At 42.5% G+C, this 25,427-nt stretch carries 18 protein-coding genes; 12 read left to right on the forward strand and 6 right to left on the reverse strand.

Translation table 11 applies throughout. The annotated features are described in order from the left end of the window. Positions 1-33: 33 nt before the first annotated feature. Positions 34-2,364 (reverse strand): alpha-glucosidase, encoded by a 2,331-nt coding sequence (ygjK, locus tag BET10_RS12745; protein ID WP_083330534.1) that lies wholly within the window; start codon positions 2,362-2,364, stop codon positions 34-36. A 114-nt stretch (positions 2,365-2,478) separates the two neighbouring features. On the opposite strand from ygjK, the gene BET10_RS12750 reads away from it, so the two are divergent. From BET10_RS12750 to BET10_RS12785, 8 genes are all read left to right on the forward strand, one after another. After that, a complete protein-coding gene (locus BET10_RS12750) occupies positions 2,479-3,105 on the forward strand; it encodes a LysE family translocator (protein ID WP_070985969.1) in 627 nt (208 codons plus the stop codon). A 154-nt stretch (positions 3,106-3,259) separates the two neighbouring features. Beyond that, positions 3,260-4,306 (forward strand): glutathione synthase, encoded by a 1,047-nt coding sequence (gshB, locus tag BET10_RS12755; protein WP_139158579.1) that lies wholly within the window; start codon positions 3,260-3,262, stop codon positions 4,304-4,306. Beyond that, positions 4,290-6,281 carry a flavohemoglobin expression-modulating QEGLA motif protein gene (locus BET10_RS12760; RefSeq protein ID WP_070985970.1) on the forward strand — a complete coding sequence of 664 codons (1,992 nt, stop codon included), beginning with the start codon at positions 4,290-4,292 and terminating at the stop codon, positions 6,279-6,281. The genes gshB and BET10_RS12760 overlap by 17 nt, the downstream gene beginning before the upstream one ends. A 110-nt stretch (positions 6,282-6,391) precedes the next feature. Continuing rightward, positions 6,392-6,904, forward strand: coding sequence for a cupin domain-containing protein (locus tag BET10_RS12765; protein WP_070985971.1), 513 nt, complete (start codon positions 6,392-6,394; stop codon positions 6,902-6,904). Between the two features lie 57 nt (positions 6,905-6,961). Then, positions 6,962-7,543: a nucleoside deaminase gene (locus BET10_RS12770; RefSeq protein ID WP_070985972.1), complete on the forward strand. Its 582-nt coding sequence runs from the start codon at positions 6,962-6,964 to the stop codon at positions 7,541-7,543. Positions 7,544-7,801: 258 nt separating this feature from the next. Then, on the forward strand, positions 7,802-9,655 hold the full coding sequence (locus tag BET10_RS12775) for an AAA family ATPase (protein WP_070985973.1): 1,854 nt from the start codon (positions 7,802-7,804) through the stop codon (positions 9,653-9,655). A gap of 30 nt (positions 9,656-9,685) precedes the next feature. Further along, positions 9,686-10,138: a GNAT family N-acetyltransferase gene (locus BET10_RS12780; RefSeq protein WP_070985974.1), complete on the forward strand. Its 453-nt coding sequence runs from the start codon at positions 9,686-9,688 to the stop codon at positions 10,136-10,138. 82 nt (positions 10,139-10,220) lie between these two features. Beyond that, complete coding sequence (locus BET10_RS12785) at positions 10,221-10,694, forward strand: VOC family protein (protein ID WP_070985975.1); 474 nt, start codon at positions 10,221-10,223, stop codon at positions 10,692-10,694. A gap of 60 nt (positions 10,695-10,754) precedes the next feature. Here the strand turns inward: BET10_RS12785 and BET10_RS12790 are convergent, their stop codons facing one another. Further along, entirely contained in the window at positions 10,755-11,828 is a 1,074-nt protein-coding gene (locus BET10_RS12790; RefSeq protein ID WP_070985976.1) for a PepSY-associated TM helix domain-containing protein, read from the reverse strand. A gap of 594 nt (positions 11,829-12,422) precedes the next feature. On the opposite strand from BET10_RS12790, the gene BET10_RS21850 reads away from it, so the two are divergent. From BET10_RS21850 to BET10_RS12805, 3 genes are all read left to right on the forward strand, one after another. Next, positions 12,423-12,848: a DUF4336 domain-containing protein gene (locus BET10_RS21850; RefSeq protein ID WP_240503695.1), complete on the forward strand. Its 426-nt coding sequence runs from the start codon at positions 12,423-12,425 to the stop codon at positions 12,846-12,848. Then, positions 12,845-13,153, forward strand: coding sequence for a hypothetical protein (locus BET10_RS21855; RefSeq protein WP_240503696.1), 309 nt, complete (start codon positions 12,845-12,847; stop codon positions 13,151-13,153). Before BET10_RS21850 ends, BET10_RS21855 begins: the two co-directional genes overlap by 4 nt. A gap of 104 nt (positions 13,154-13,257) precedes the next feature. After that, positions 13,258-13,758: a hypothetical protein gene (locus BET10_RS12805; RefSeq protein WP_070985978.1), complete on the forward strand. Its 501-nt coding sequence runs from the start codon at positions 13,258-13,260 to the stop codon at positions 13,756-13,758. A 358-nt stretch (positions 13,759-14,116) separates the two neighbouring features. Here BET10_RS12805 and BET10_RS12810 read toward each other — a convergent pair whose 3' ends face one another. Beyond that, a complete protein-coding gene (locus BET10_RS12810) occupies positions 14,117-15,967 on the reverse strand; it encodes a S8 family peptidase (protein WP_070985979.1) in 1,851 nt (616 codons plus the stop codon). A gap of 307 nt (positions 15,968-16,274) precedes the next feature. Here BET10_RS12810 and BET10_RS12815 point away from each other — a divergent pair, with 307 nt between their 5' ends. Next, a complete protein-coding gene (locus BET10_RS12815; RefSeq protein WP_070985980.1) occupies positions 16,275-18,560 on the forward strand; it encodes an aminotransferase class V-fold PLP-dependent enzyme in 2,286 nt (761 codons plus the stop codon). 265 nt (positions 18,561-18,825) lie between these two features. Here BET10_RS12815 and BET10_RS12825 read toward each other — a convergent pair whose 3' ends face one another. The 3 genes from BET10_RS12825 to BET10_RS12835 form a co-directional block, all read right to left on the reverse strand. Then, entirely contained in the window at positions 18,826-21,501 is a 2,676-nt protein-coding gene (locus BET10_RS12825; RefSeq protein WP_070985982.1) for a PAS domain-containing hybrid sensor histidine kinase/response regulator, read from the reverse strand. Between the two features lie 64 nt (positions 21,502-21,565). Then, positions 21,566-24,244, reverse strand: a complete 2,679-nt coding sequence (locus BET10_RS12830; protein WP_070985983.1) for a response regulator — start codon at positions 24,242-24,244, stop codon at positions 21,566-21,568. A gap of 66 nt (positions 24,245-24,310) precedes the next feature. Beyond that, positions 24,311-25,366: an HD domain-containing phosphohydrolase gene (locus tag BET10_RS12835; RefSeq protein WP_070985984.1), complete on the reverse strand. Its 1,056-nt coding sequence runs from the start codon at positions 25,364-25,366 to the stop codon at positions 24,311-24,313. Positions 25,367-25,427: the final 61 nt, after the last annotated feature.

The following is a 25,427-nucleotide window of genomic DNA, read 5'->3' on the forward strand; positions in this document are numbered from 1 at the left end:
CGATTAGTTTTTTTATCTATTAAAATTAATTGGTTATACATCTTGTTTGCTTAGTTTGAATTCAGTTAACAGCATAAATAGATGTGCTGCGCTCCAAGAAAAATTGGGTGCACCCTGCACGGCCCCGTTGAGTGGATGGTAATTCTCTCTGATGGGGGCATTTTGCATTAGTCCATTTGCTCTGGATAAAAGCTTCTCAATCAGTTGCTGCGCGTCTTGATGATAACCGTAGTGGCTTAACCCTTTTACGCCAAAGTAGAACTGATCGAGCCACACGCGGCCCCGCCAATAAATATTCGGGCCAAAAGCTGGATTGCTTAATGCGGCGCTCCCAAGTGGTATATGGCTGTTAAACTCATTGGGGTTGAGCATGACGTTACGAACAGCTTGTGCCTGCGCAGGCGTTGCCACTTGATTGAACAAAGGAGACCATCCTTCTGGGCCCTTACCACGCTTACTCAAAGGTTTGCCTGCACAGCCATTTTCCAGTGGTACTGAGGCAATTTCAATATCGTAATAATAGCCACTGTTTGGGTCAAACATGCAACGATTAATGTAATCGCTGAGTTGTTGTGCTGCTTTTGCGAACACTTCTGCGTCGTCTGTATGGCCCAACAAACGCGCTATCTTAGCCAAATAGCGATTGTCAGCAACCATGTAACTGGCCTGATCAACCGACTCCTGTTTGAGTGAGTAACCGAGCAGCTGTCCATGTGTGGAAACATTTTTTGCAAAATCTACCTGCCAGTCTTGTCGCTTTCCGCCAGTTTTGAGGTATTCGGCGAGCTGCTGTGGGTGAATAAAACCAAAGTTACCCGCATCATCTCGACCAGACTCCCACGATGCGGCAGTTTGAGCTGGCAGTGTGACTGACTTCCCTTGGCTTTTTAGTGTACGAAATTGTTCTAAGCCATACAGAACACGGTGTTTATCGCCTTCAAGTAGTATAAATTTTAGCTGCCCCTTTGGGTTGTTGTGTGCTTTATCGAGTGTTGCGCCGTACTCGGGTACGCCATTGCGGTTATGATCCCGGTTGCGCAGCCACCACTGTCGATAGGCTTTTAATTTGGGGTACATGGTTTTTAGCCACTGACTATCTTGAGTTTGCTCATACACTTTCATTACCGCCCAAGCGGCAAGGCTGGGCTTGGTGTTGCGCTCACTCCAGTTGCCACCATCACCGCCACGTTCAGGGCTGACGTTGTAGCCCACCAAATCGGGTAACATTCCTACATCCTGCGGTCGTACTTTATCACCTGGTTGTATTTGATGCGCAAACACGGTGTTAATGTTTTCTTTGGCTAACAATGGGTGAAAGTGACTGAGGGTATAGGCTTGTTTCCATGTATCCCACGGCCAAGTCAAATTGCCTGAAAACCAGCGTGCGGTCACCGCAGGGCTAACCGTATGGTGTTTGATGGCACCTGCGGGCGCACGCCAGTTGCCAAGTAAGGTTTCAATAGTTTTTGCCAACAAACGACGATGCGAGGGGGACTTAATTTTCTGCGTTACCTGTAAATATGAGTGCCAGCGCTGCTTACTTTGCTGCAAGTATTGCTCAGGAGATTTGAGAATAGCTTGGTGGCGTTTTCGAGTATCTTTATATTCTGCGTCATTGAGTGTGTGGCTATAAAGCGTATAAAAGGTCGTATTAGCATCAACACGGGCTTGAGCATGAAAGCCATTTTTCTCGCTTGTGAAGGTGATTGGCAGTGTTTTTTGCATCACATAACTAGAAGTTCCCGATGTGAGCAATTCCCAAGGCGCGCGAACTCGGCCAAATTCGACCCTAATACCATTACTGATTGGGGTGAGCACTGGTTGATAATCGGCAAACGCTTGTGTGTGGGTACGCTTGTCATCAAATTGGCTTAACAGCTGACCATCGAATCGCAGGGTATGTTGATGTGGTGACTCGATATGTGTTTTAAGCAAAGAGGTTCGATGGTCAACAAAGCGCAGTGTTAAGGTGACGCGAACTTCAGGACCATGTAACTTTTGTATCAAAACGCCCGGTTGAGAAAATACTTCACCTGATAGCGGCACCCGCTCACCGTGGCGATATAGCTGTAAGCGATCAAAGCGTTTGGCGATATACAGCAAATACTCTTCGGCAATGACTGCATGACCTGTAAAGCCGCCCAACTCTTCGTCTGAGCTAGGAAGCAAATGCCCATGCCAAGCGCCCATATCAAAAAATGGACTGTATGGGCTGTGTTTAAACTCATCGCTGGGGCGCATCATGCTGGGTTCTCCAACACGGTCGATAAGATTGTTAAATGCTAAGCTTGACCCAGACAACAGCATTAAAGCGCATAGTATGGCGTGATAAAAGGCAGTCATGACATTCTCTTTTTTTTGCATACAATATATCTTTATGCGAGTAAAGCCAACCAAGTGGCGATAAAGCGTGATACTTGTGTGGGTGAAAGCTAAGTGGTACGGTTTTAAAACCGCTTTTAAATTTAGAAGATTGAAATGGATTTTACGACATTACTGCTATTTGTTCCTGCGTGCTTTGCGCTGAATATGGCGCCCGGCCCTAATAACCTGTTAGCCTTAAATAATGCACAACGTTATGGCTTAGCTGCGGCTATTATGGGGGGGCTGGGCAGATTAGTGGCTTTTATGATCATGATAGCTTTGGTTACCAGTGGCCTGGCGGTCGTGTTACTGACGTCCCAATGGCTCTTTTTTACAGTCAAAATCATGGGCGCAGGCTATTTATTTTGGCTTGCTGTCAAGTTGTGGCGCGCGCCAAGCATACAAGATGAGCCTTTGATACACCAGGCGGCGAGGTCGTCTTTGCAGTTGAGTAAACAAGAATGTTTACTGGCGCTTGGTAACCCCAAAGCCATATTGATCTTTACCGCCTTTTTGCCGCAATTTATTGACCCGACAGCGGCTGTCATGGCGCAGTCCATTGCGTTGGGCGCTTTGTTTTTATTGCTAGAGCTAACTGTCATTTGCCTGTATGCCGCGTTAGGGGCATTTTCGAAAAACTGGCTCAAACAAAGGCATATTCAACAATACTTTAATCGCCTATGCGCAACGTTTATAGCCAGTCTTGGCATCGCTATGTTGATGGAGGAAAAAGCGCGCTAACTTACTCTGTTAAAAACAAAATTTCACAATGTAAGTATTTTTATCGTGACGATAAAAATATTTCTCAGCAGCGTGCGGCGCTATTTTGTACTCTACGCTCTTTAAGGCATTGCCAATGTTGGCAATGCCGTTTAGCTACAAGAGATCAAAGCCTGTGAAAATTTGTTTTATTATGTACCCGTGGCATAAAGTTGAGCCAGAAAACGATTCAACTTTGCGTTTAATCCATGAGTGCGTAAAGCGCGGCCACACCGTAGCGCTTGCAACTGTTAACAATTTAACGATTCGTGATAGTGTTGCTAGCGCATTTTGTGATGTATTCACAAAAGCCAATAAGTGTCCGGACAATATCCCTAGCTTTTATAAAACGGCACAATTTAGACGCGTACAGCTACCTATGGCGGGTTTTGACGCCATTATCATGCGAGCAAATCCTCCGCTGGATACACTGGCGTTGAATTTCTTGGACTCGATTCGTGGTGATACCTTCATCATGAATGACCTAGATGGTTTGCGTATCGCGAACAACAAAATTTACACTGCTTCATTTCAAGATACGGCCAGTGAGTTTATACCTGCAACCCATGTATCAAAAAATCGTGAATATCTTGAGCGTATTTTTGAAGAATCCGCTAGTAACCGTATGATCCTTAAGCCTCTGGATGGGTATGGTGGTCGTGGTGTGATCGTGCTTGAGAAAAACGCTAGACAAAGTTTCCGCTCACTATTGGACTTTTACATAGGTGGTGATGAACACGGTAAAGGCAGCAACTATGTGATCTTGCAAGATTACGTGGAAGGCGCTGAGCAAGGTGACGTACGTATTCTGATGCTCAACGGCGAGCCTATCGGCGCAATGAAGCGTATTCCAGATGCCAACGATGTACGTGCTAACGTTCATGCAGGTGGCCGTGTGGTCAAACACAAATTAACGGCACAAGAGAAAAAGCTGTGTAAGTATATCGGCCCTAAGTTGGTGCGTGATGGTTTGTATTTCACCGGCATCGATGTGATTGGCGGTAAATTGATTGAAGTAAACGTGCTAAGTCCTGGCGGTATTGTGCGTATCAACAAGCTTAACCGCGTGCGTCTACAGGCACAGGTTATTGATTTTGTGGAAAGTGTTGTTCATGCCAAAGAGTTGGTACGCAGCCGTAAATCTGAGTTCAGACAGGTGATTGAAGATGCTAACGCTGTCTGAGCGCGAGTGTATTGCGTTAATTAAAAAAGGTGAGTGCTTTGATGCTGAGGTTGAGTCGGGTGCTTTCATCGTTAAGATAGATGAGTACTCACCGGTCATTTGTGCGGCCATACACAATGGCCACAACTTGCGTAGCGATCTTGAAAAGTCATTTCTTTTGACCAAAGAAGAGCGATTTTTTGAGGAAGATCCATACACAGATGAGCTAATTTCATCATTTCCTATTCAACTCATTGGTAATGACTCGCGTTTTGAATATGACTTGAACCGAGCGAAAACGCTTTCTACGTATTTTAAAACTGCGTGGAACAAGCAGGTGTGGAAAAAGCCACTGAGCACCACTCAGCGCGCAAAAAGTCATCGCAAGCATCAGGCGTTTTATAATGTGCTGGAGGCGATTATCGCTGAGGTTGAGCATCGCTTTAGAAACGCTATTGTATTTGACATTCACTCATACAATTACAAACGTATTGAGCGTGATACGCCAACATTTAACATTGGCTCTGGTCAAATTGATGTTGAACGTTGGGGTAAAGTGAGTGAGTACTTTGAAAAGCAGCTTAATAAAATTAGCTTACCAAACCTTGATGTACGTGCAGCAACCGATGAAGTTTTTCAAGGGCGTGGGTATTTAATTTCTCACGTCAATGCGCACTTTGACAATACCTTAGTGTTGCCAACGGAAGTGAAAAAGGTGTTTATGGATGAGACCACGGGTGAGGTTTATCCGTTGGTTTTAGAAGAGCTTAAAGCAGGTTTTAAAAATGCTATTAGTGACACGGCGGCCTACTTTGTGCGTCGCTATGGGAAGCGCAAAACCACCAAAAAAGCCGATGTGTTGTCGTCCTCAATTAGCCCTGATGTACTAAAGATAGATAAAGCGTTGTATTCATTGTGCAAAAATGTAGAGACCTTAAACTACATTAACCCTGTGAATATCGCCACTGAGCGAAGCCGGTTTTTAAATAAAAGCAGTGATGTGTGTCCCAGCTTTACGTACAAGCAGCTTAATATTAACCCGTACAAGTTTAGAGAGCATTTATATCAGTTACCAGTTGATGAAATCATGGATGCGGACATCCAGCAATTATATCGCCATGTAATTGATAACCTTGCAAACAAAATCGATTTATTGAGCACCATTGGTAGTGATAACTTTTTATATAACTCATTGAAGTATTACGGTGCACCGCAAAAAGCAGATGTTGAAAATGCTAAGTTTATTCTGCATTTGAATAATTCAGAGTTGGAACAGCATCAGGCTGTACATAACGCAGATGAAGCTGTTGAGTATTTTAAGCAAATGGCGCAGCAGTGGGGGTTGGTTTGTCGTATTGAAAAATCAAGCAAAACCGTTGCTAAGGCTATGGTTAACAGCGAGAAGTCGCTGCTAATGGTCAACAAAGACGCCAAGTTTACCGCACCTGAGCTGCATGCTTATGCTTACCATGAGTTAGGTATTCACATGTTGACGACCTTGATTGCCAAAAAGCTGCCGTTGAAGATTTTTGCACTGGGTTTGGCTGGCAATACGCATACGCAAGAAGGGGTTGCGATATACAGTGAATATTGCTCTGGCAGTTTAACAATTGGTCGTTTAAAAACGCTCGCACTGCGTGTATTGGCGGTACAGTACATGCTAGAGCATGGCGACTTTGTGAAAACCTTTCACAAATTGGTGGAAGATCATGGTGCCAGTAGGGAGTCGGCGTTCACACTGACAACCCGTGTGTATCGTGGTGGTGGGTTTACCAAAGATCATTTATACCTCAAAGGTTTTAGAGATGTGTTACATCTAGCTAAACATACATCGCTGGACAATCTGTTAATGGGCAAAGCAGGGTTACTAGATTTGAGTGTGATCTCTGAAATTGTTGAACGCGGCATGTTACCTAAACCTACACCATTATTCGATTTAACTTATCGGCCTTCAGGTAATCCTGTACTGGATTTTGTGATAGGCTCAATCAAGTAAATTCACTACAACCACAGTCTGCTCTGGCTGTGGTTGTCTATAACCTTCCTAACTTGTTGTTATCACAGTACATGTTACACTGAATTTCCCGTTTGTATTAAGGAAGTAACATGGATAAGTACCTATTGAAGCGCAGTGATATCGAGCAACTTAGGGGTCTCGAAAAGACCCACTTTTTAAACGATCAAGCTCAGCGGCTAAACAAATCACTCGGTGATGAAACGGGCCTGACAGGGTTTGGCTTTCATATCATTGAGGTTGAACCCGGCTTTTATTCCACTGAATTTCATAAGCATTATCATGAAGATGAGTGTATTTATGTGCTTGAGGGGGAGGCAACGGCGACCATCGGTGAGAAGCAATATCACATTGGTACGGGAGACTTTATTGGCTATCGTGCTGGTGGCCTTGCACACACTATCTATAACAGTGGTGCCACAACATTAAAATGTATTGTGGTGGGGCAACGTTTGGCGCATGATGTGGGAGATTATCCTTGCTTACAAAAACGTATTTATCGCCAGCAAGGCTTGCCTTGGAACTTGGTCGACCTTGACGCTATTAAAGAACCAGTAGCTGGAAAAAAAATGCATGATGGGAGCACCAAGCGCTATAAAAGCTGAATTTAAACTATGCTTTTAAAGCGAGGCAACAAGAAATTACTTTTAAAGGGAGAACCTATGGCCATACTTACTAAAAATACACAGGTTTCAGACGAGGTACTGGCTGTTATTGCTCATATGCCCACCCGTAGCTTACCAACACTTATGAATGCTGAGTTTTCCTGTGCTTTAACGGACGCTGATTTTATGCGTATTGCCGTGCTCTTAGCGCAAAAAAGCTATAAAGAGGGTGGTTGCCCCATTGGTGCGGTGATCATCGACAACCAAACACGGCAAATAGTGGGTAAAGGACACAATACCTTAGTACAAGAGGATCACCCCTATAATCATGGCGAGACGTCTGCAATTCGTGATGCTGGGCGCATTGATTTTGGTAAAACCACCTTGTTTACCAGCTTAAGCCCATGCGATGTATGTGCGACTCTTTTGTACATGAGAGGCTTTGATAAAGTGGTTGTAGGCGATGTGACCAACGCGTCGGGCAATGAAGATTTACTTCGCGCGAAAGGGGTGACGGTTGAGATACTTGAAGATCAACAAGGTATTGCTCAGTACGCTAAATTTAGAGCGGAAAAACCAGCACAAGACTTAGAAGACTGGCAGGGCTTAAATGCGGTGAATAACCCAAGAGTGCTGTAGTTTAGCGTAACCCCTTTGCGCTGAGCTTTCGTTAGCACACCGTGACATCCCTAGAAAATGGTCGCCAATTGGTGGTCATTTTTTTGTTTGTATTGACCACTTTTCCTTTGTCATGCATGTTAGAGCTTAAAAAATCAATAATGAGTGCTTAGCGCACCGATATCCTAGTGAATAGGCGGGCCGTGTTGAGTGCGCTCACGTGGTGCTAGAAAACTCAAATATTCAGCGTGTGGTGAGTTGTTTAGATTAGGGAAATAAATGAACTTCATAAAAAAAGTAAGCGTCGGAACAAGAAGTAAACAAGAGTCTATTCTATTGAACATTAAAGTTCCCCGCGGGAATGAAACAAAGCTAATCGTGTTTGCGGGTAAAAACCGCTCGGGAAAATCACATATTATCAATCATATTGATAGAAGTATTAAAGAACACAATGCTAATGCCAACAAGAGCTCTCAAGATGGTTTTACACCGAGGCGTTCTTCTGTTGCAGTTGAATTACAAGACCCTAATTTGAGCTGTAAGAATGTATTTTTACTCAATGACTTAGACTATGTATTAAAGAAGTTTACTTATATCCCACTCGGTGATGGCAGGATCACTAACGACGAAGCTAGTAACATTGAAAATATATGCAGGCAGGTTTTGTGGGAGTTTATTGGAAAGCACCTCAGAGACAAACATGCAAATGAGTTTGATAAGAAAAAGTGGTTAGCGGATAAAAGTTATCGTTTTGACTATTGTGCAAATATCAACCCAGATAAACTGTATAAGTGTGATGGTGCGTGTGAAGTAACAAGAGATTTAGAATCAATTACTAACGGCCACCTATATTACAGATATAACAATGCAACCAAAAATATAGAATTACACCTAAGATACTTTGACGGTCAAATATTTCCAAATCCTTCTTGGAGTCAGGGACAAAGAGCGTTGTTTTTCTACTTATGTTTTATTTGCTACAAAGAAATCAGTATCTTGCTAATAGATGAAGTAGAAACTTATTTACATCCACAATATATTTCATTTTTGTGTGAGAAGATTAAACAGACAATCCCCCAAGCGATAGTTACGACTCACCATCCTCACGTTATTTTCTCAAAACTGATAGATCAATGTTGGTATGTAGAGCTTGATGAACCTAAGTGTATAGAGCCTGAACTTGAAATTGACTTTGAAAAAAGATCGAGAGCGGTTTTACCAACCTTTTCTCGTAAGATAGTGGATCTTGAAAGTGATTTTGAGAAAGTAAGCATGACTTACAAGTTATTTGATGGCTATGACAATAATTTGCTAAGACTATCACAGTCCAACAGTCTTGCTTTGTCTGAATCGGTGTTGAGAAGCTTCGCAAAAGCCTTCAACTACGGTGCGGTACAACATAAAAACTCCAACAAGCCTGATTTACAAAACGACAAGTTAGCTGATTTTATTAAGCGAAAACTATCGAGCCAAAGTGGTAAGAGGCTAGAGGTTTTAGACTTAGGGGCGGGTTATGGAAGAACGTTTTTTGAAGTTAGTAAGCTCCCCGATGTTAAGAACAATATTCGATGGTCGTTTTGGGAGCCTTTTGAAAATGTCAGGGAAGAATTGGGCAAATTGATAGAACAAGACAGTAATCATGTAGAGATTATTAATCTTGAAGCGAATATTCTGACTTCTTACTATGATTTGGTGGTCATTTCCAACGTGCTACATGAATGTAACCCGAATGATTTCGCACAAATTATTAATAGAGCAGCTCAGGCGGTAAAAGGTGATGGGCAAGTCGTTATAATCGAGCTGTATCCCTTACTTCACCCAGAAAAATATGCTGTTCCGTATTGTGAATCTGACATGAAAGTGATTTTGCGAAAATCCGGTTTTGATGTTGAATCAACTTCATTGAACATAAAAAACTCATCCGTAAGCGCATACTGGATAAAAGCAACAAAAAACCCGCAGAAGATAGTTACTTCTGAGGGAGTAAAAGAAGCCGTGTTGTTGCAATGGGACTACATTCTTGAGAATACTTGTGGCGATTACAAAGGAAAGCCTGAGATCACTGAACCCGAGCACGTCGTGCAGGTAATGGGAGAGTTAACCACGATAGCGAGTATTCAAAGCTTTTTTTAGGACAATGGTGAAACCAAAGCTAGGATGACTATGATAACTAAACTAAAACATCACGATGAGCGTATCGCTAAGCAAATCTGGTGCGTATCGCAAAGGTCTTATAGCGTCGAGGCAGAATTGATAGGACGGGAAGATTTTCCACCACTGTCTCGAACAGTGGCTGATATTAAAGCTGCAAAAAGTGATTTTTATGGTTATGTGGAAAGCGATGACGTCGCTGCGGTGATTGAAATTGAGATGACCGAGCTGCACCTAGAGATCCATAGCTTGGTGGTTGACCCGAATCATTTCAGGAAGGGGATAGCAGATAAACTGATGTGTTTTGTGCTGAGTGAATTACACATTACTTCTGCTTGGGTCGAGACGGCGGTGGTAAATGAGCCAGCCATTAGATTGTATCGCAAACATGGATTTGTAGAGATAGAGAGGTTTACTCCACCACACGGTATTAAAAAACTCGCTTTGTTATATTCATCAAGCTAAATTAGGTTGTTTTTTAAGCTGTTCACATTGTTTATTTTCAGCTAGTCTCATTGGACAACGAATAACGACAAAGGAAAAAGTTATGACCGTATCTGCAATCCCAGAAGGATTTCACTCAATTACCCCTTATTTAATTATTGATGGTGCATTGAGCGCCATTGTGTTCTACCAAAAAGCTTTTAATGCTGAGCTGGTCATACAGCTTCCCATGCCCGATGGGGGGGTTGCCCATGCAGAACTCAAAATAGGTGATTCACACATTATGTTATCTGATATGTGCTCAGAGGTGCACTTCCAAGATCCGCAAGCGCTGGGTGGTACAGCCGTAAGCCTCATGCTGTATGTCGAGGATGTGGATAGCGTATTTGCCAATGCTATTGCTTTGGGGGCTACCGAGATAAGACCTGTTCATGATCAGTTTTATGGTGACAGGGCGGGGACATTACAAGACCCATTTGGCCATGTTTGGACCATCGCCACGCACACAGAAGATCTAAGCCAAGAGGAAATCATGCAGCGTATGGTTGATTTTATGAGTCAACAACAGGATGTATAAGGCAAACTCAAAAGATCTTCATAGCTTAAAGAGCGCTGATAAAAGCGCTCTTTTTGTTGGTTAGCTTTTTTTACCTTTGCGTTGTCGTTTCACATAGAAATAGCCTCCCGAAATTACCAAGAAAACGGGAAGTAGGGTAAGTATCAGCCATAAGATTTTAGTGAAATGTCCGCCAAAACTACCAACGTGAAACACATATCTAAAATTCCATGTTGCGGTTGCTGCACTTTGATCAACGGCGTCAAACTTTTTCACTAACTGGCCTGTATTCATATCAACCCAACGCATACTATGAGGAAAAAACTCGTTTTCTAACTGTACGCGTCCAGACATAAGCGCATTGTTATGTGCAAAGCTCAAGCGTTGTAACTTTGCACCATCAAGGTTATCTAAAATGGTTTGATATGCCTTGTCTACAGACACCAATGGACCTGTTTGTTCTATTTTTGGTGCCTCGACCTTGGTAATGTTGCTAAACGTTAGCGTTTTAACAACCGCCTGAGTCGCGTCTTTCCAATGAAATGTCATGCCAGAGAAGGCAATCAATATAAGTGGCAGCGAACAAATCACACCAAGTGTGATATGTAATTGGTACAATAAAACTTTAGGTTTTGCCTTCCAATTAATTCTTAACCTTTTCAGCGGCTTTTTGGGCTTTAGCCACAACCATAACCCTATCAATATCTCAATAATTAACATCAAACTTGCGATAGAGATAAACACTTTGAAGGGTCGTTCACCATCATCATTTTTATATAGCAACCAGCGGTGAAACAGCATGATCACCCCGTAGAAAGTTTCGCTGTAGCGGTAATGCTTGATGACTTCACCGGTGTAAGGGTTTAGATTTACAGCGGTCATATCATTTAAAAAAACTTGCCATGCTAAGTCGGGCTCGTCTTGAAGACGAATTTGGCGAATATGTGACCCTGTATGCTTCTCAACCTCAGTGACAAGCTCAGATAAACGTAAAGTTTGCGTTTGAGGCGTCACCCGCCACTCACTGGGCGCTAAAGCGCGCTGTAGTTCGTGACCGTATACCAATAAAGCACCACTGATGCAGATACATAGCAAAAGAATCGCGGTAATTGCTGCGATCATTAGGTGACATTGTCTAAGTATTTTTACAAGCATAATAAATTCAAAACGTGAAGCGTTTGCCTCTCGACCCGTAATAGATGAAAACGCTATGTAACTCTTGCGTAATCAGACCAAATATTTGTAGCAACTTATTGAAAAAATTGCGTTTCGCAACATAGATGCCACTGGTGAGCTTGTTTGCTCTGATTGCAAAATTAGCAGCGCAATGTCTCTGTGCCTTATCAGAGTTTTTATTGCGATTTTATAAATGCAAATCGATATCATATGCTAATGATAATGGTTATCAAAATCAAGCTTGTGTTGCTATTTTAGCGCTTTTAGGCCAAGCACTTCGCATATTGACTAAACGCCTAGACAAATACCGTTGTGATATTGAGGTGATTTTCTCATGTTTGAGTGAACAAGGAATGTGGCCGAGCGGTTCACCATAAAAATTATGTCACTTGAATCTACCTAAGATTTAAACAAAAGGTGTTAGATAGATGTAAATATATCCCGCTGACTGAGCTTTAAGGTGGTATTCAGTCAGCTTTATTATTCTTAAAAGTGCATTAAATGAAATTATTCATTGATATGAAAAAAACCATGCGAGCAAAATTTGGGAGAGAAGCTTCGATAGGAGGGAATATGATAAAGATAGCAGACAATATCTGGGTGTTTGACGGCGAATCTGTATGTTATTTTTCGTTGCCTCATGCTACCCGAATGACAATCGTACGTTTTGACGACAATTCTTTGTGGCTACACAGTCCTATCAAGTTGACCGATGCCCTTATTCACGAAGTATCCTCATTAGGGAAAGTGAAATATCTGATAGCACCTAATGAACTACATCATTTATTTTTGTACGACTGGCAAATACAGTTTCCTGAAGCCGCTTTAATGGGAACGGCGCAAGTGGTTAGAAAGCGCCATGATCTTGAGTTTAATGCTGTGTTGTCGGCTGATTTTTCACCCTCTTGGCCACCTGATATTGATTACTTGCTGTTTACAGGGTCACCAGCAATGGAAGAGGCGGTTTTTTTCATCGGCCCTCATGCTCGCTTATTGTGACTGATTTAATTGAAGGAGATGTCAGTGCTGGATGTGAACCTTCACAAAATTGGTTGGCTAAATTCGCAGGAGTGGTGACACCGGGGGCTGATGCATTTCTGGATTGGCGTTTGAGCTTTACTTTTCATAAAGAAGAAGCGAGACAGCATATCGAACAAATGCTCTCTTGGCGTCCTGAAACAATTATTATGGCCCATTCACACATTGTGGAACATCGTGCAGAACAGTTTTTAGAGCGAGTATTCTCTTGGTTGCATCCGCGTGTTATTGAGCCGCAACACGAAAAAGCCTTGGGCGACCTCTAGAGCCACCTAAGGTCAGTAAGGTTAAAGTTTGTAATTTCCTAGCATGGTGAATTATTAAACGCTAAAGTATTTTGTTGGCACCTATTGCTAAATGGAGTAGTACGATGTTAACACGATATCTAATCATGGGCTGTTTAATAGCGAGTCCACAGATAGTGGCTAAGTGTAATGAAAGCGGCTATCGCAGCTTTGACTTTTGGCTTGGTCACTGGCAAGTATTTACCAAAGACGGCCAGCTTGCAGGGGAAAACACTATCAGTAAATCTCACGACGGTTGTGTTGTAAAGGAGGTTTACAGTACAAAGTCTGGCTTTTCTGGAGAAAGTCTCAATATTTACGATATTAATACCAACACTTGGCATCAAACTTGGGTGGATAACTCAGGTTTACTCCTACGGTTAGATGGTGGGCTCAATGATGGATGCATGATTCTTTCCGGGGCGCGCTCTGCAGATAGCCAAAAGCAAGTTATAGAGCGTATTACCTGGACGCCAAATGAAGATGGTACAGTCCGTCAGTTATGGGAACGCAAAGAAGTTACAGCAACGAAGTGGCAAACTGTATTCGATGGATTGTATAAGCCTGCCAAGGCTGACAAAAATTAAGAAGATATATTTACCTCCCCACACTGTATGGCGAAGAGCAACATCATCTGGTGTTGCATCAATATTAGGTATTCTCTGCGCCGTTAAAGAAAACACGTCATTAAATTCTGTGCGTATTCCAATGCAAACGTTTCAAGAATATCCGCAGCAACTTAGTCATAGTTGAATATGTGAGTTTAGCTATGCTGATAAGATATGCAGCAGTATTTGGGTGCTTTTCAACCAGAACTTATGAAGCACAAGTTTGGATACGCGGTGCAATGAGTAATTTGGGGGAAGTTGAGTTTTGTTTGTATAAGAAGCCAAAAAAACCCCAGTTAAACTGGGGTTTTATATTTAACCGTTAGGTTGCTATGGCTTAGTATTGACCTACTAAACTTACACCTGAGAAGCTAGTGTAGCCGTTTAGCATGATGTAATACGTACCGCCTTGACCTGAGCTGAAAGAGCAGCTTTCGTTATTACCATTTCTATATGGACGACAGTCATAGCTTGATGTAGTTGGTGCTGAACCTTGTTTAACATATAAGTCAGCATCACCAGAGCCACCTGAAATAGACACGTTTAATGTTACGTTTGCTGGTACTTCAATCTTGTAGTTTAATTGCTGATTTTGGCTGCCAGCTAATCCAGTTACAGGAACACCGTTTTGTAGGCAGTCACTACCGCAACCTGTGTCATCGCCGCCAACTGTTGCTGTAAGCGTCGCGCCGCTATATGAGCTATAGCCGTGTAACATAGCATACCACTCACCGCCTGCAGGGTTTGTGAAGTCACACTGCTCTTCATTACCATTCTTATATGGACGACAAGCATAGTCATTCAGAGTCGGTTTTTGACCTTGCTTAACATACAGATCAGCATCACCAGAGCCACCTGTTAGCACGAATGATAGTGCTGCACTTCCTGCAGGAACGTCAATCTTGAAGTAATTTTGAGAACCACTGGCACCGTCAGCTGCAACACCAACGCCGCTTGTTAGTTCTGTTAAAGGAGGCTCTACGATTGGGCCACTTGCAGCTTGTAATAACTCGTTTGGTGAACCAGTCTTAGCATCAGATAGCTTGTTCTTCGCGCTCTTGTCGCTTAACATCTGATCAAGTTGTGATGGTGTAAGGCTTGGGTTTTCATCTAGGTAAAGTGCAACTGTACCAGCAACATGTGGTGCAGCCATTGATGTACCACTGATAGTATTGGTTGCCGTGTTTGAGTTGTACCAAGCTGACTTAATGCTAGAACCAGGCGCATAAATATCTAAACAAGTACCGTAGTTCGAGAAGCTAGAACGGCTGTCGCTGCTTGTTGTTGAACCAACAGTGACCGCATTAGCTGCACGCGCTGGAGAGTAGTTACAAGCATTGCTGTTATCATTACCAGCAGCAACGATAAAGCTAACACCCGATGCAACCGCGCTGTTCACTGCATCATCCAGTGCCTGAGAAGCGCCGCCACCCAGACTCATGTTCGCAACAGATGGGCCACTTGCATTGTTCTTAACCCAGTTTACACCTGAGATAACACCTGAGTTTGTACCTGAGCCACTACAGCTCAATACACGTACGCCTACAACGTTAACATTCTTTGCTACACCGTATGTAGAGCCACCGATTGTACCTGCTACGTGAGTACCGTGACCGTTACAGTCAGTTGCATCAGCATCATTGTCGATGAAATCGTAACCGTGGCTTGCGCGGTTACCGAATTCGTTGTGGCTCACAAGAACACCCGTGTCGATAACATAAGCGGTAACACCAGAACCATCATAGTCGTAGTGATACACACCATTTAATGGCAAGTCTTGCTGGTCAATACGGTCAAGGCCCCATACTGCGCCGTTTTGATCCGCAGCTGTACCAACCATTGGATTAACCGTGACTATTTGGTCTTGCTCAATGTATTTAACGTTGCCGTCTTTTAACATTGCTTCAATTTGTTTCTTGTTTGCATTAACAAGTACACCATTTAAAGCTGTGCCAAAGTTACGCTTTACATTCACATTATACTTATTCGCTAAACTGTTACCTTGCGTTTCAACATACGCTGCAACCTGATTTTCGTCGTTCATGCTCAGTACACTTGGTGTGTCAAACACAACAATATACTGATCTTCAATCGCTCTATCAGGGTTTACAGACAGCATTTGAGCCGCGTAACTGTTTGAAGCAATACCTAAAGTAACTGCTAAAGTGAGAGTGTTTAGCTTTCTCATATTATTTCCTTTACATGTTGTTTTAAGTGGATTCGCTATCTACGATGGCTGAAAAAGAACAAAAAATAAACTGTTCTGTTATAATTTTTTAACTTTAGTTTAACTGTAAATACACAATAAATGTTATAAGTACTTTTCTCAATAATCAGATCAAAATCTCCTGAAATGCATGAATATAGAGCTCTTGCACGATGTTTTTACAAAATTAATGGTTGAATAAGCACCACAACTTGCTAATATAGCAATAAGTAATTAGTTATAATTTTTAGTTATAACTAAGTGGTTAGATATAAATAAAGGTCTTGTCATGTCTGAGCAACAGGCGCTAAGCCAAATTTACCTAGATGCAAACGCTACTACACCAGTATTGGCGAAGGCTGCAAAGGCAGCATTGTCGACGATGGAAACGATGTTTGGTAACCCTAGCAGTAGCCATATAAGTGGGTTACAGGCCAAACAAATAATGGACGAAACACGCAATAAGGCAGTTAAAGTGCTAGGTGCAGGCTCTGGGCAAGTGATCTTTACCAGTGGAGCGACAGAAGGAATCCAAACAGGGATCCTATCAGCACTATATGCCGCTAAAAAGAGTATGCAAGCGGATAAAGAATACAGCATTCTTTATGGTGCAACAGAGCACAAAGCTGTGCCGGAGTCTTTGAAACACTGGAATAAAATCCTAGAAATAAATGCAACAGTAAAGCCTATTCCTGTCGATGAGATGGGCAAATTGGACATGGACTTCATTGCGAAAGAAGTACCCAACGCATTAATGATCTGCACAATGGCGGTGAATAATGAAACTGGCGTATATCAAGATTTAGATGCATTGGAACTTGTAATACGAGGCAATAATGCCAATGTCTTTTGGATGGTGGACTGTGTACAAGCTCTAGGCAAACGCTGCCTCGAATTAGCCAGTACCAGCATTGACTATGCGCCTTTTAGCGGTCACAAGTTATATGCGCCAAAGGGAATTGGTTTTGTTTACATACGCAAAGGTGCGCCGTTTACACCATTTATTGCTGGCGGCGGACAAGAAGGTGGATTGCGTTCAGGTACAGAGAATCTACCAGGTTTGGCAGCACTCAATGTTATTTTTGATGAGCTACTGGAACAAGGTGACGGGGTGTTTGCCAGTGTTGGTCAGTTACAATTGTTTCGTACACAAATGGCGTTGGCTCTGAAAAATGCGTTTCCAACCGTGGTGTTCAATCATGATTTCACAAATAGTGTGCCCACCACATTGAACTTTGCCATACCTGGCTTTAGCTCTAAAGAAATCATGGACTTGTTTGATGCGGCGAATATACGTGTTAGTTCAGGATCAGCGTGTAGCTCTAAGGTAACACGCAGCTTTGTCCTTGATGCAATGGGCTTGCCTGCATGGCAGAGTGAATCTGCTATTCGCATGTCATTTGGTCCTGCTGTCACTCAGCAACAAATAGATCAGGCATGCGATCGTATTGCGCATTGTGCACAGGCATTAGGTCACAGTTGTTTGCTAAATGCGATGGGAAATATTGACGAAAAGTCTCAGCTGCAAGGTTTAGTGCAGTTTAAAGTCGGTGGCAGTTGCACTTGGCTGTATGCTGATCCAACAACCAAAACAGCCGTTATAGTTGACCCTCTCCCTGAGCTGACTAACCGTTTACTGACGATTTTACAGTGTCAACAGCTACAGCTTGTTGCTGCTATTGATACTCATGGTCATGCCGATCACCAATCAGGGCGAGTGGAATTGGCGAAGCAGCATTTGGCTATGCAGCATACCAACCATTTAGGGTGGCCTGAGGAAGTAGCAAAGATAGAACTTGATGGTCAGTCATATGAAGCTATTTCTATTGGTGATAAGTATTTACTACGTATTGCAACGCCGGGGCATACCGATGACAGCATTTCCCTTGTGCTATGTGACAAACATAAGCTGCAACATGGTCAGTTGGCGGTGAGCTATGTATTTTGTGGTGATTTGGTGCTTATGGGTAGCCTTGGCCGTACAAATTTTTCAACCAGCAGTGCGCAGTTGATGTTTAACAGCTTGAAGACACTTTTTGATTTGGTCGGTGACGATGCACTGTTGTGCCCAAGCCACGATTACCACAATGAATTCGTTACTAATTTTGCAGCAGAGAGAAGTAGAAACCAGTTACTCAATGGCGTTTTAATGTCTCAACTAAGTGAACAGCAGTTCATGCAAAATAAGGCCGATTTAGATAAGAATATTCATGATCAGATTGGTGAGGAGGTTATGTGTGGTGCATTTACTAGCTCATGTAATCAAAAGCGGTTACAAGAGTACAATACACCTGAGTTAAAAGCTAAATTAAACTCTACGCCAGGGGTTAAGCTCATCGATATACGTGAGCCTCATGAGTATGCACTCAACCATAGCCAAGAGTTTGATATGAATGTACCGCTAACGCGCCTTGCTGACTTTATTTGTCAGCAACAATGTAACAAATCTCAAGAGTTAATATTGGTCTGTCGTAGTGGCAGCCGCTCACAAGTTGCTGCTCAGGCCTTAAACCGTTTAGGCTTTGAACATGTGGGGCACTTGAAGGGTGGGTATGCATTGAGTCAAGCTACGTAACAGAGTAACTGAATGAGCGCAATATCTGGAAAGGGCCTTTACAGGCCCTTTTTTGAGGATTTTTATAGAGAAATAAAACAGATTGAAGCTGTTATGCGAATGAATCTAGAAAAGCGCAAATTCAATTCCCAACTCTCCTCTATAGGTCGACAAAAGGCACAGAATATAGTTACTGATGATTCATTATTTCCTTAGTAAGCTCTGTAATCGCTGACTCAAATAACCAGCTATTTACTTTGTGTATTAGGCAAAATAGCAAGCAAGATTAGATCAATAGGGTCTCTAGTACTGATTTAAGTTCATTCATTTCAATGGGTTTGGTTATGTAATCTGTAAAACCTAGCTCGGTTGCCTTTTCTTTATCTGCTGCCATGGCGTTGGCTGAAACGGCTACAACTGGAATATTCTTCGTTTTATCATTTTCCTTCAAAAGTTTAAAAACATCATAGCCAGACATATCAGGCAAATTTATATCCAACAGTATGATGCTCGGTAAGATTTGTGATGCGGCATCAATACCACTTGCGCCGTCTACAGCTTCAAAATACTCAACATTGTCAACCCGGTTGATGAGCCGCTTCATTAGTTTTCTATTCGTTACATTGTCTTCTATGTATAGTATTGAGCTGGCTTGTGAGGGACAGTCATAGACTTCTCTTAACAGTTGCACCGTAACGGTAAATTTGGTGCCTTCGCCTTCGGTACTTTCGACGGTTATTGTGCCTCCCATTGCTTGTAAAAATTCACTCGCGATGGTTAATCCTATGCCTATTCCTTCCTCACCAGAGTAGGCATCTGAGCCACGTTCAAATGGCTCAAAGATGCTGGTAAGTTTGTCCTGTGACATACCTATACCAAAGTCCTCAATTATCACACGTGCTTGTTCATCAAGGGTCTGCAAAGAAAGATTTATAGTCCCACCGTCATGACTGAAATGAATTGCATTGTCTAGAATATTGGTAATGACCTGCTTTAATTTGGTGTAGTCTGCGCTGACAAATATCTGAGTGGTCTGCTCGAATGTGATTGTGAGGTGTTTGCTATGTGCTTGCGGTAATAATTGGTTAATCGCAGCTTGTATATTGTCATTGAGCAGGACTTCTTCTTTGCTGATTGCTAAGTTACCTGTTTGGATAGTTGCTATTTGTAGTATCTCGTTCACCATGGTCATGAGATCTTTTCCCGCTTTGGAAATTTCATTCAAACTGTCTTGCTGAGCAGGTGTTAGAAGTTCGTCATCTAGAATTTGCGTGAAGCCAATGATGGCATTGAGTGGCGTTCTAAGCTCATGGCTCATTCTTGATAAGAATTTTGACTTAGCTTGACTGGCGGCTTGAGCTTGTTGTGAGGCAGTTTCTAATTCTGCGGTACGTTGTTTTACTTTCTCCTCTAAGTCTGTACGGTATTGGCTTAGTGCAATTTCATACTTTTTTTGTTCGGTAATATCACGAACAATACCAGTAAACATTCTTTTTTTACCGACGTTCATTTCACTTATCGACAGGGATAATGGGAAAACCGAGCCGTCTTTTCTTCGCCCTAGAACCTCGCGACCAGAACCTATAACTTTTTTTATCCCTGTGTCTCTGTAATTTGATAGATAGGTATCGTGTTCCTGCTGATAAGGGGCTGGCATTAGCATTTTGATGTTTTGCCCAATGACTTCATGTTCTGTATAGCCAAATATCTTCTCTGCGGCGGGGTTAAAGCTATCGACTACACCGTATTCATTAATGGTGATGATACCGTCTATGACAGTTTCAATAATGGCCCGAGTTCGCGACACTTGATCACTGAGCAAGGATTTTTGTTCTGTTATTTCAGAAATATCTCTAACAACGCCTGTGAACATTCGCTCGCCATCCACATTCATTTCACTGACAGACAGCTCAAGAGGAAAGAGTGCACCATCTGCTCTTTGGCCCAACACCTCGCGACCAGAGCCTATGACTTTCGCGTTTCCGGTATCTAAATAATTAGTAATGTAATCATTGTGTTCATCCTGATAAGGTGTGGGCATAAGCATTTTTACATTGTTGCCGATGACTTCGTTAGCACGATAACCAAAGATTTTCTCCGCCGCCAGATTAAAGGTCTCCACTGTGCCGTGCTTGTCGATGGTGATCACGCCATCTATGACCGTGTTTATAATCGCTGACAAGCGTGAATACTGCGACTTAAGTTGCACTGACAGTAGATCTTTTTGGTGTAACTCTGATTCTAATTGCACGCTGTCTGCATTACTTTGAGCCTCGATAGATGAGATCCCCTGTTCGATGACTGAAAATTCATCACCTTGTAACTCATTGAGTGAACGAGGATCTGGAAAGCTCTGTATTGCCTTTTTAAGCCCACGTATACGCAGCTTGAGGTAGGCTAGTATAGACACTGACAATATAAACGCGAATAGCAGCCAAACGAGCTGTTGAGGTAGGCTCTGCTGTGGTGGTTGAGTTATCCGCTGTTGCAGCGCATATAAAAAGCACTGTGTTTCGGCTACAGAAGCACTATTACAAGCTTTAATAAGGCCAAATAAAGAGTCTTGTACTTTTAAAAAAACGGGCTCTGTTGCTGTCAGTGCAGCTAGAATCAGGTCATCGTTGCTTATGACCTGTATTGCTGGGGAATCTATTGCCATTTGCTCAGTGCTGTCGATCACACGTTGCGTACCAATGGTGATAAGGTAGCCGGAGGTTGTATGCTGTAGGCTTTCATCAAGGCTGTTTTTCCAAGCTAAAAACGCCGCTTTTGGCTCCATTTTTCTCGCTATAGAGGACAGTAGTTTTAATTGACTATCAAGGTGGGTTTGGTGGGTTGCTGCTGATGTGGTTGCGCTATTCTCCTTTGTTTGTTCTGTGACTCTCAAATACAGTGCACTAAAGCACAAGCAAACGAGTAAAATCACCACATAGGAGTAGGGGGTTGTTTGAACTGCCTTCATCTTTTGCAAACACCTCATAGCACGCTTCTTTCATCATTGAGTTACTGCACTCAATACGTCATTGTCACTTTTTCAATAAGTTGATGGTAAAAGTGCTCCCCACACTAGGCTCACTTTGTACTAATAGCTCCCCATTCATTAGGTGTACTAACTGCTTAGTAAGTGTTAACCCGATCCCCGTGCCTTCTGTTTCTGAGCCCTCCGCGCCTAGACGATTGAAAGGTTCGTAAATTTTTTCTAAGTCCTTTTCGCTAATACCTATTCCAGAGTCAGTGATGGATATAGAGCAAAAGTGGCTATCTTCATTTATGGCAACGCGAATCTCACCATTATTTTTGTTGTATTTTATCGCGTTTGAAAGCACATTTAAGAGCACTTGCTTGAGTCTAAGGCCGTCACAAACAGCTTCTATCTGTGAGTGTTTATCAACGTGCAAGGTCAAGCCTCGACTATTACAATCTGCTTCAATTAATTTAGTACACTCTTTAATGACTTGAGAAATATCGGTGCGTTTATTGTCGATTTTAAACTTACCAGCTTCGACTTTTGACAGGTCTAAGATCTCGTTAATTAAGTTGAGCAAATGCCTGCTAGCTTTGAGTATTTCAGCTAAATCATCGGCGTCATTTTTTGATAAGTCTTCAGAGGATTCAAGAAGTTGACCAAATCCAAGAATAGCATTTAAAGGTGTGCGTAATTCATGACTCATGTTGGATAAAAACTCGGATTTAGCGCGGTTAGCTCTGTCTGCTTCTTCTTTGGCTTTTACGAGTTTTTCTTCATTATGCAGTCTGAGTAATTCCAACGAAACGCGATCGGCAAAGACCGTTAACAATGATTTAGTGTAGTCGGAGTTGTAGAGTTTTTGATTACTCATCAAACCAACGTGGCCCAACCTTGTTCCTTCTATTGATGTCAGTGGTACGGCTATATAAGCTTCAATTTGGTTTTCTCTTAGCCAATGGTCATTGGGAAATTGCTTATAAACATTTTCTTCGTAGAAACATAACCCGTTCTTAACTACTTGCTCGCATGGTGTACCAGCAAGATCATACTCGTATGAGTCTAGGTGTTCTCCGTTGTGGAACAATGACAAAGTTTTCATTGTATTTGGCTTTGATGAAGGCACAGAAATAAAGGCACTAGTTGCACCAGTGGCCAATGTTAAGCCAATGGTGGTCTCTTCAAAGAACTCAGCTCCCATCGTTGTGGATGTGCTGATCACCATTGCTTTTAAGGCCTCTTGTAGCATTTTATTGGTTGTAATGTCGGTGCGAATCGAAATGTATTGATAAGGATGCCCTTCTTGATCGAGCATCGGTGTGATGGTGGAATGAACCCAATATAGGCCGCCATTTTTTTTCTTATTACAGATATCTCCTTTCCAAACCTCTCCTCGAGAAATGGTTTGCCATATGTCGTGGTAGAACTCTCTATTGTGAACATCCGATTTTATCAAGCGATGGTTTTGTCCCATGAGCTCTTCTTTTGTGTAACCACTTATTTGGCAAAAGTAGTCATTCACATAGATGATATCACCATTGCTATCGGTAATACTGACGATAGCGTGAGAGTTAATTGCTAGGTGCTCTTTGTCTCTTTCATAAACCTCTCTTTGCAGGTTTTTTTTGAGTGCCATCTTAAAGCGGTAGCGGCGTGCTCGCACCGAAATCGCACCACAGAAGTGGTCATGGTCAACGGGCTTTTTAAGAAAGTCGTCTGCGCCAGTTTTAAGTGCATAGAGCTGGGAGGAGTAGTCGGAGTCGACAGATAAAAATACGATAGGCACACTCATTAAGTCAGGCTGTTCACGCAACAGTGTCGCCATTTCTGGTCCCATCATATCAGGCATATGGAAATCCAAGATGATCACATCGGGCTTGAGTTCATGTACATGTTCAAATACTTCCATCGGTTTGTTGAACTCTATGGTTTCAAAACCTTGGCCTTGTAAAATTGTGCTGTGTAATGTCAATGAAGTTAGGTTGTCGTCTATAATGAGCGCTCTGTAGGGCTCGACTTTATTATTCTCTGTTAGGGTACTGAGGATATTAGCGATGTAAACCTCATGGCTTGGTAGTTGGATGTACCTATCAACGCCAACACGGAGCACCTTCAATCGTAACTGTATATCAATAGCAGACGACATCAATATTAATGACGCATCATGGGGTAGCATTTTCTTTATTTTGGTAATATTGGGATAAAGCTGTGTTTCGGTGGGTTCTTGATTCCATTTGAAAATAACCATGCTAGACGCGTCATACTCATGATGTGTATGCAGGAACGATTCTAACTCTGCTACATTTTTTACCGAACAGACATCGAATCCAGCGTTGTTTAAAACCTCCATCAATTGCTCAGCTTCTTGTATATTGTCGTCGACAATAACCACGTTTTCATGGTAATCCAACAGACCTGCCTGCATCATTTCGACGCGCATACTTCTGGCGAACATATGATTTTGAGACAAAATATAGGAAATGTTGTCGATAGATCGGGTTATTGATTTTGCTAATTCTGTATTAGGGTTTGTCTGGTACGCATGCAACTGGTTGATGAAAACCGTTCGGATGAGCGATTCAGGATAAATTGCGCTACCACGTTGGCCACTGCACATTTCTTCTATCAGTTTGCTGACCTTGTTAATGGTTTCTTGCAGTTTATGCGGATCTAAACTCTCTTGGCCAATACGCTTTTTTAAGAGCATGAGTTTGTGGAGTAAGTGTGGTATTGGATACATGCTTATGTGCTTCCTGTACTTTGGTTAAAGCGCCGAGGTTGCAACCTTGTGTGTATTTGCACTGTGTTATTCATCTTGAAATTGATTCTTAATGAGTATGGCATCGTCAATATGGGCAATGAATACATCAACAACCTGTGGGTCAAAGTGGGTCCCGCTGTGGCTTGTAATATATTGAATAGCCTCTTGAATACTCCAAGCTTGTTTGTATGGCCTTTGAGAAGTCAGAGCGTCAAACACATCTGCTACGGCAGCTATTCGGCCTTCAACTGGTATACTTTCTTGCTGTAAGCCATTAGGGTAGCCACTACCATCCCACTTTTCGTGGTGAGTGAGTGCGATATTTCTAGCCATTATCATCAAGTCAGAGTCATCATCGCCTAGCAACTGGCCGCCAATTTGAGCGTGAGTTTTCATTACCTCCCATTCATGTGCATCTAGAGCACCAGGTTTTAAAAGAATTGAATCTGGTATGCCGATTTTGCCGATATCGTGCATTGGGCTGGCATGTAAGATGAGTTCACAGTCTTTTGGGGGTAACCCCATTTTTTGCGCTAATAGTTGGCATAAATGACTCATTCTTAAAATATGGTTGCCTGTTTCTTCATCTTTATATTCAGCGGCCATACCTAATCGTTGCACAACACTCAGGCGTGTATCGTTCAATTCTTTGGTTCTAAGTTCCACCATATTTTCTAGTACCTGAGCCTGATCATTAAGCAGCTTATGTGCTAAGTGCGCATCTAATAAATTTTGCACTCGTAGTAACAACTCATTTCTCTCGAATGGCTTGGTAATGTAGTCTCGTGCGCCTTTTTCTAACGCAGTTAGAGTTGTCTCAGAGCCTTGTTGCGCGGAAATAACGATAATGGGTGCCATGAGCGGCTCTTGCAAAGAAAACAGCGCATCCATCACCTCAAAACCATCCATATATGGCATGTTAATATCCAATAAGATCAGGTCTGGGCGAAGCATTTTATATGTGCTTAGGGTTTCTCGGGAGTCCGTAAGCAAGTGAACATGGCTATACCCTTTTGCACTAAGTAACCTGTGCAAAAGCTTTAGATTGGTGGGGTTATCATCTATCGCTAGAATGGTAGAGTTGTTTCTCAAGTCTTTCACAGTCGCTTTGGCCTAATTGTCATGTTCGAGGCGCGCTCGAAGTAAATTCGTTCTAGAGGGC

Origin of the sequence: Pseudoalteromonas amylolytica (assembly GCF_001854605.1) — a bacterium.
GTDB lineage: Bacteria > Pseudomonadota > Gammaproteobacteria > Enterobacterales > Alteromonadaceae > Pseudoalteromonas > Pseudoalteromonas amylolytica.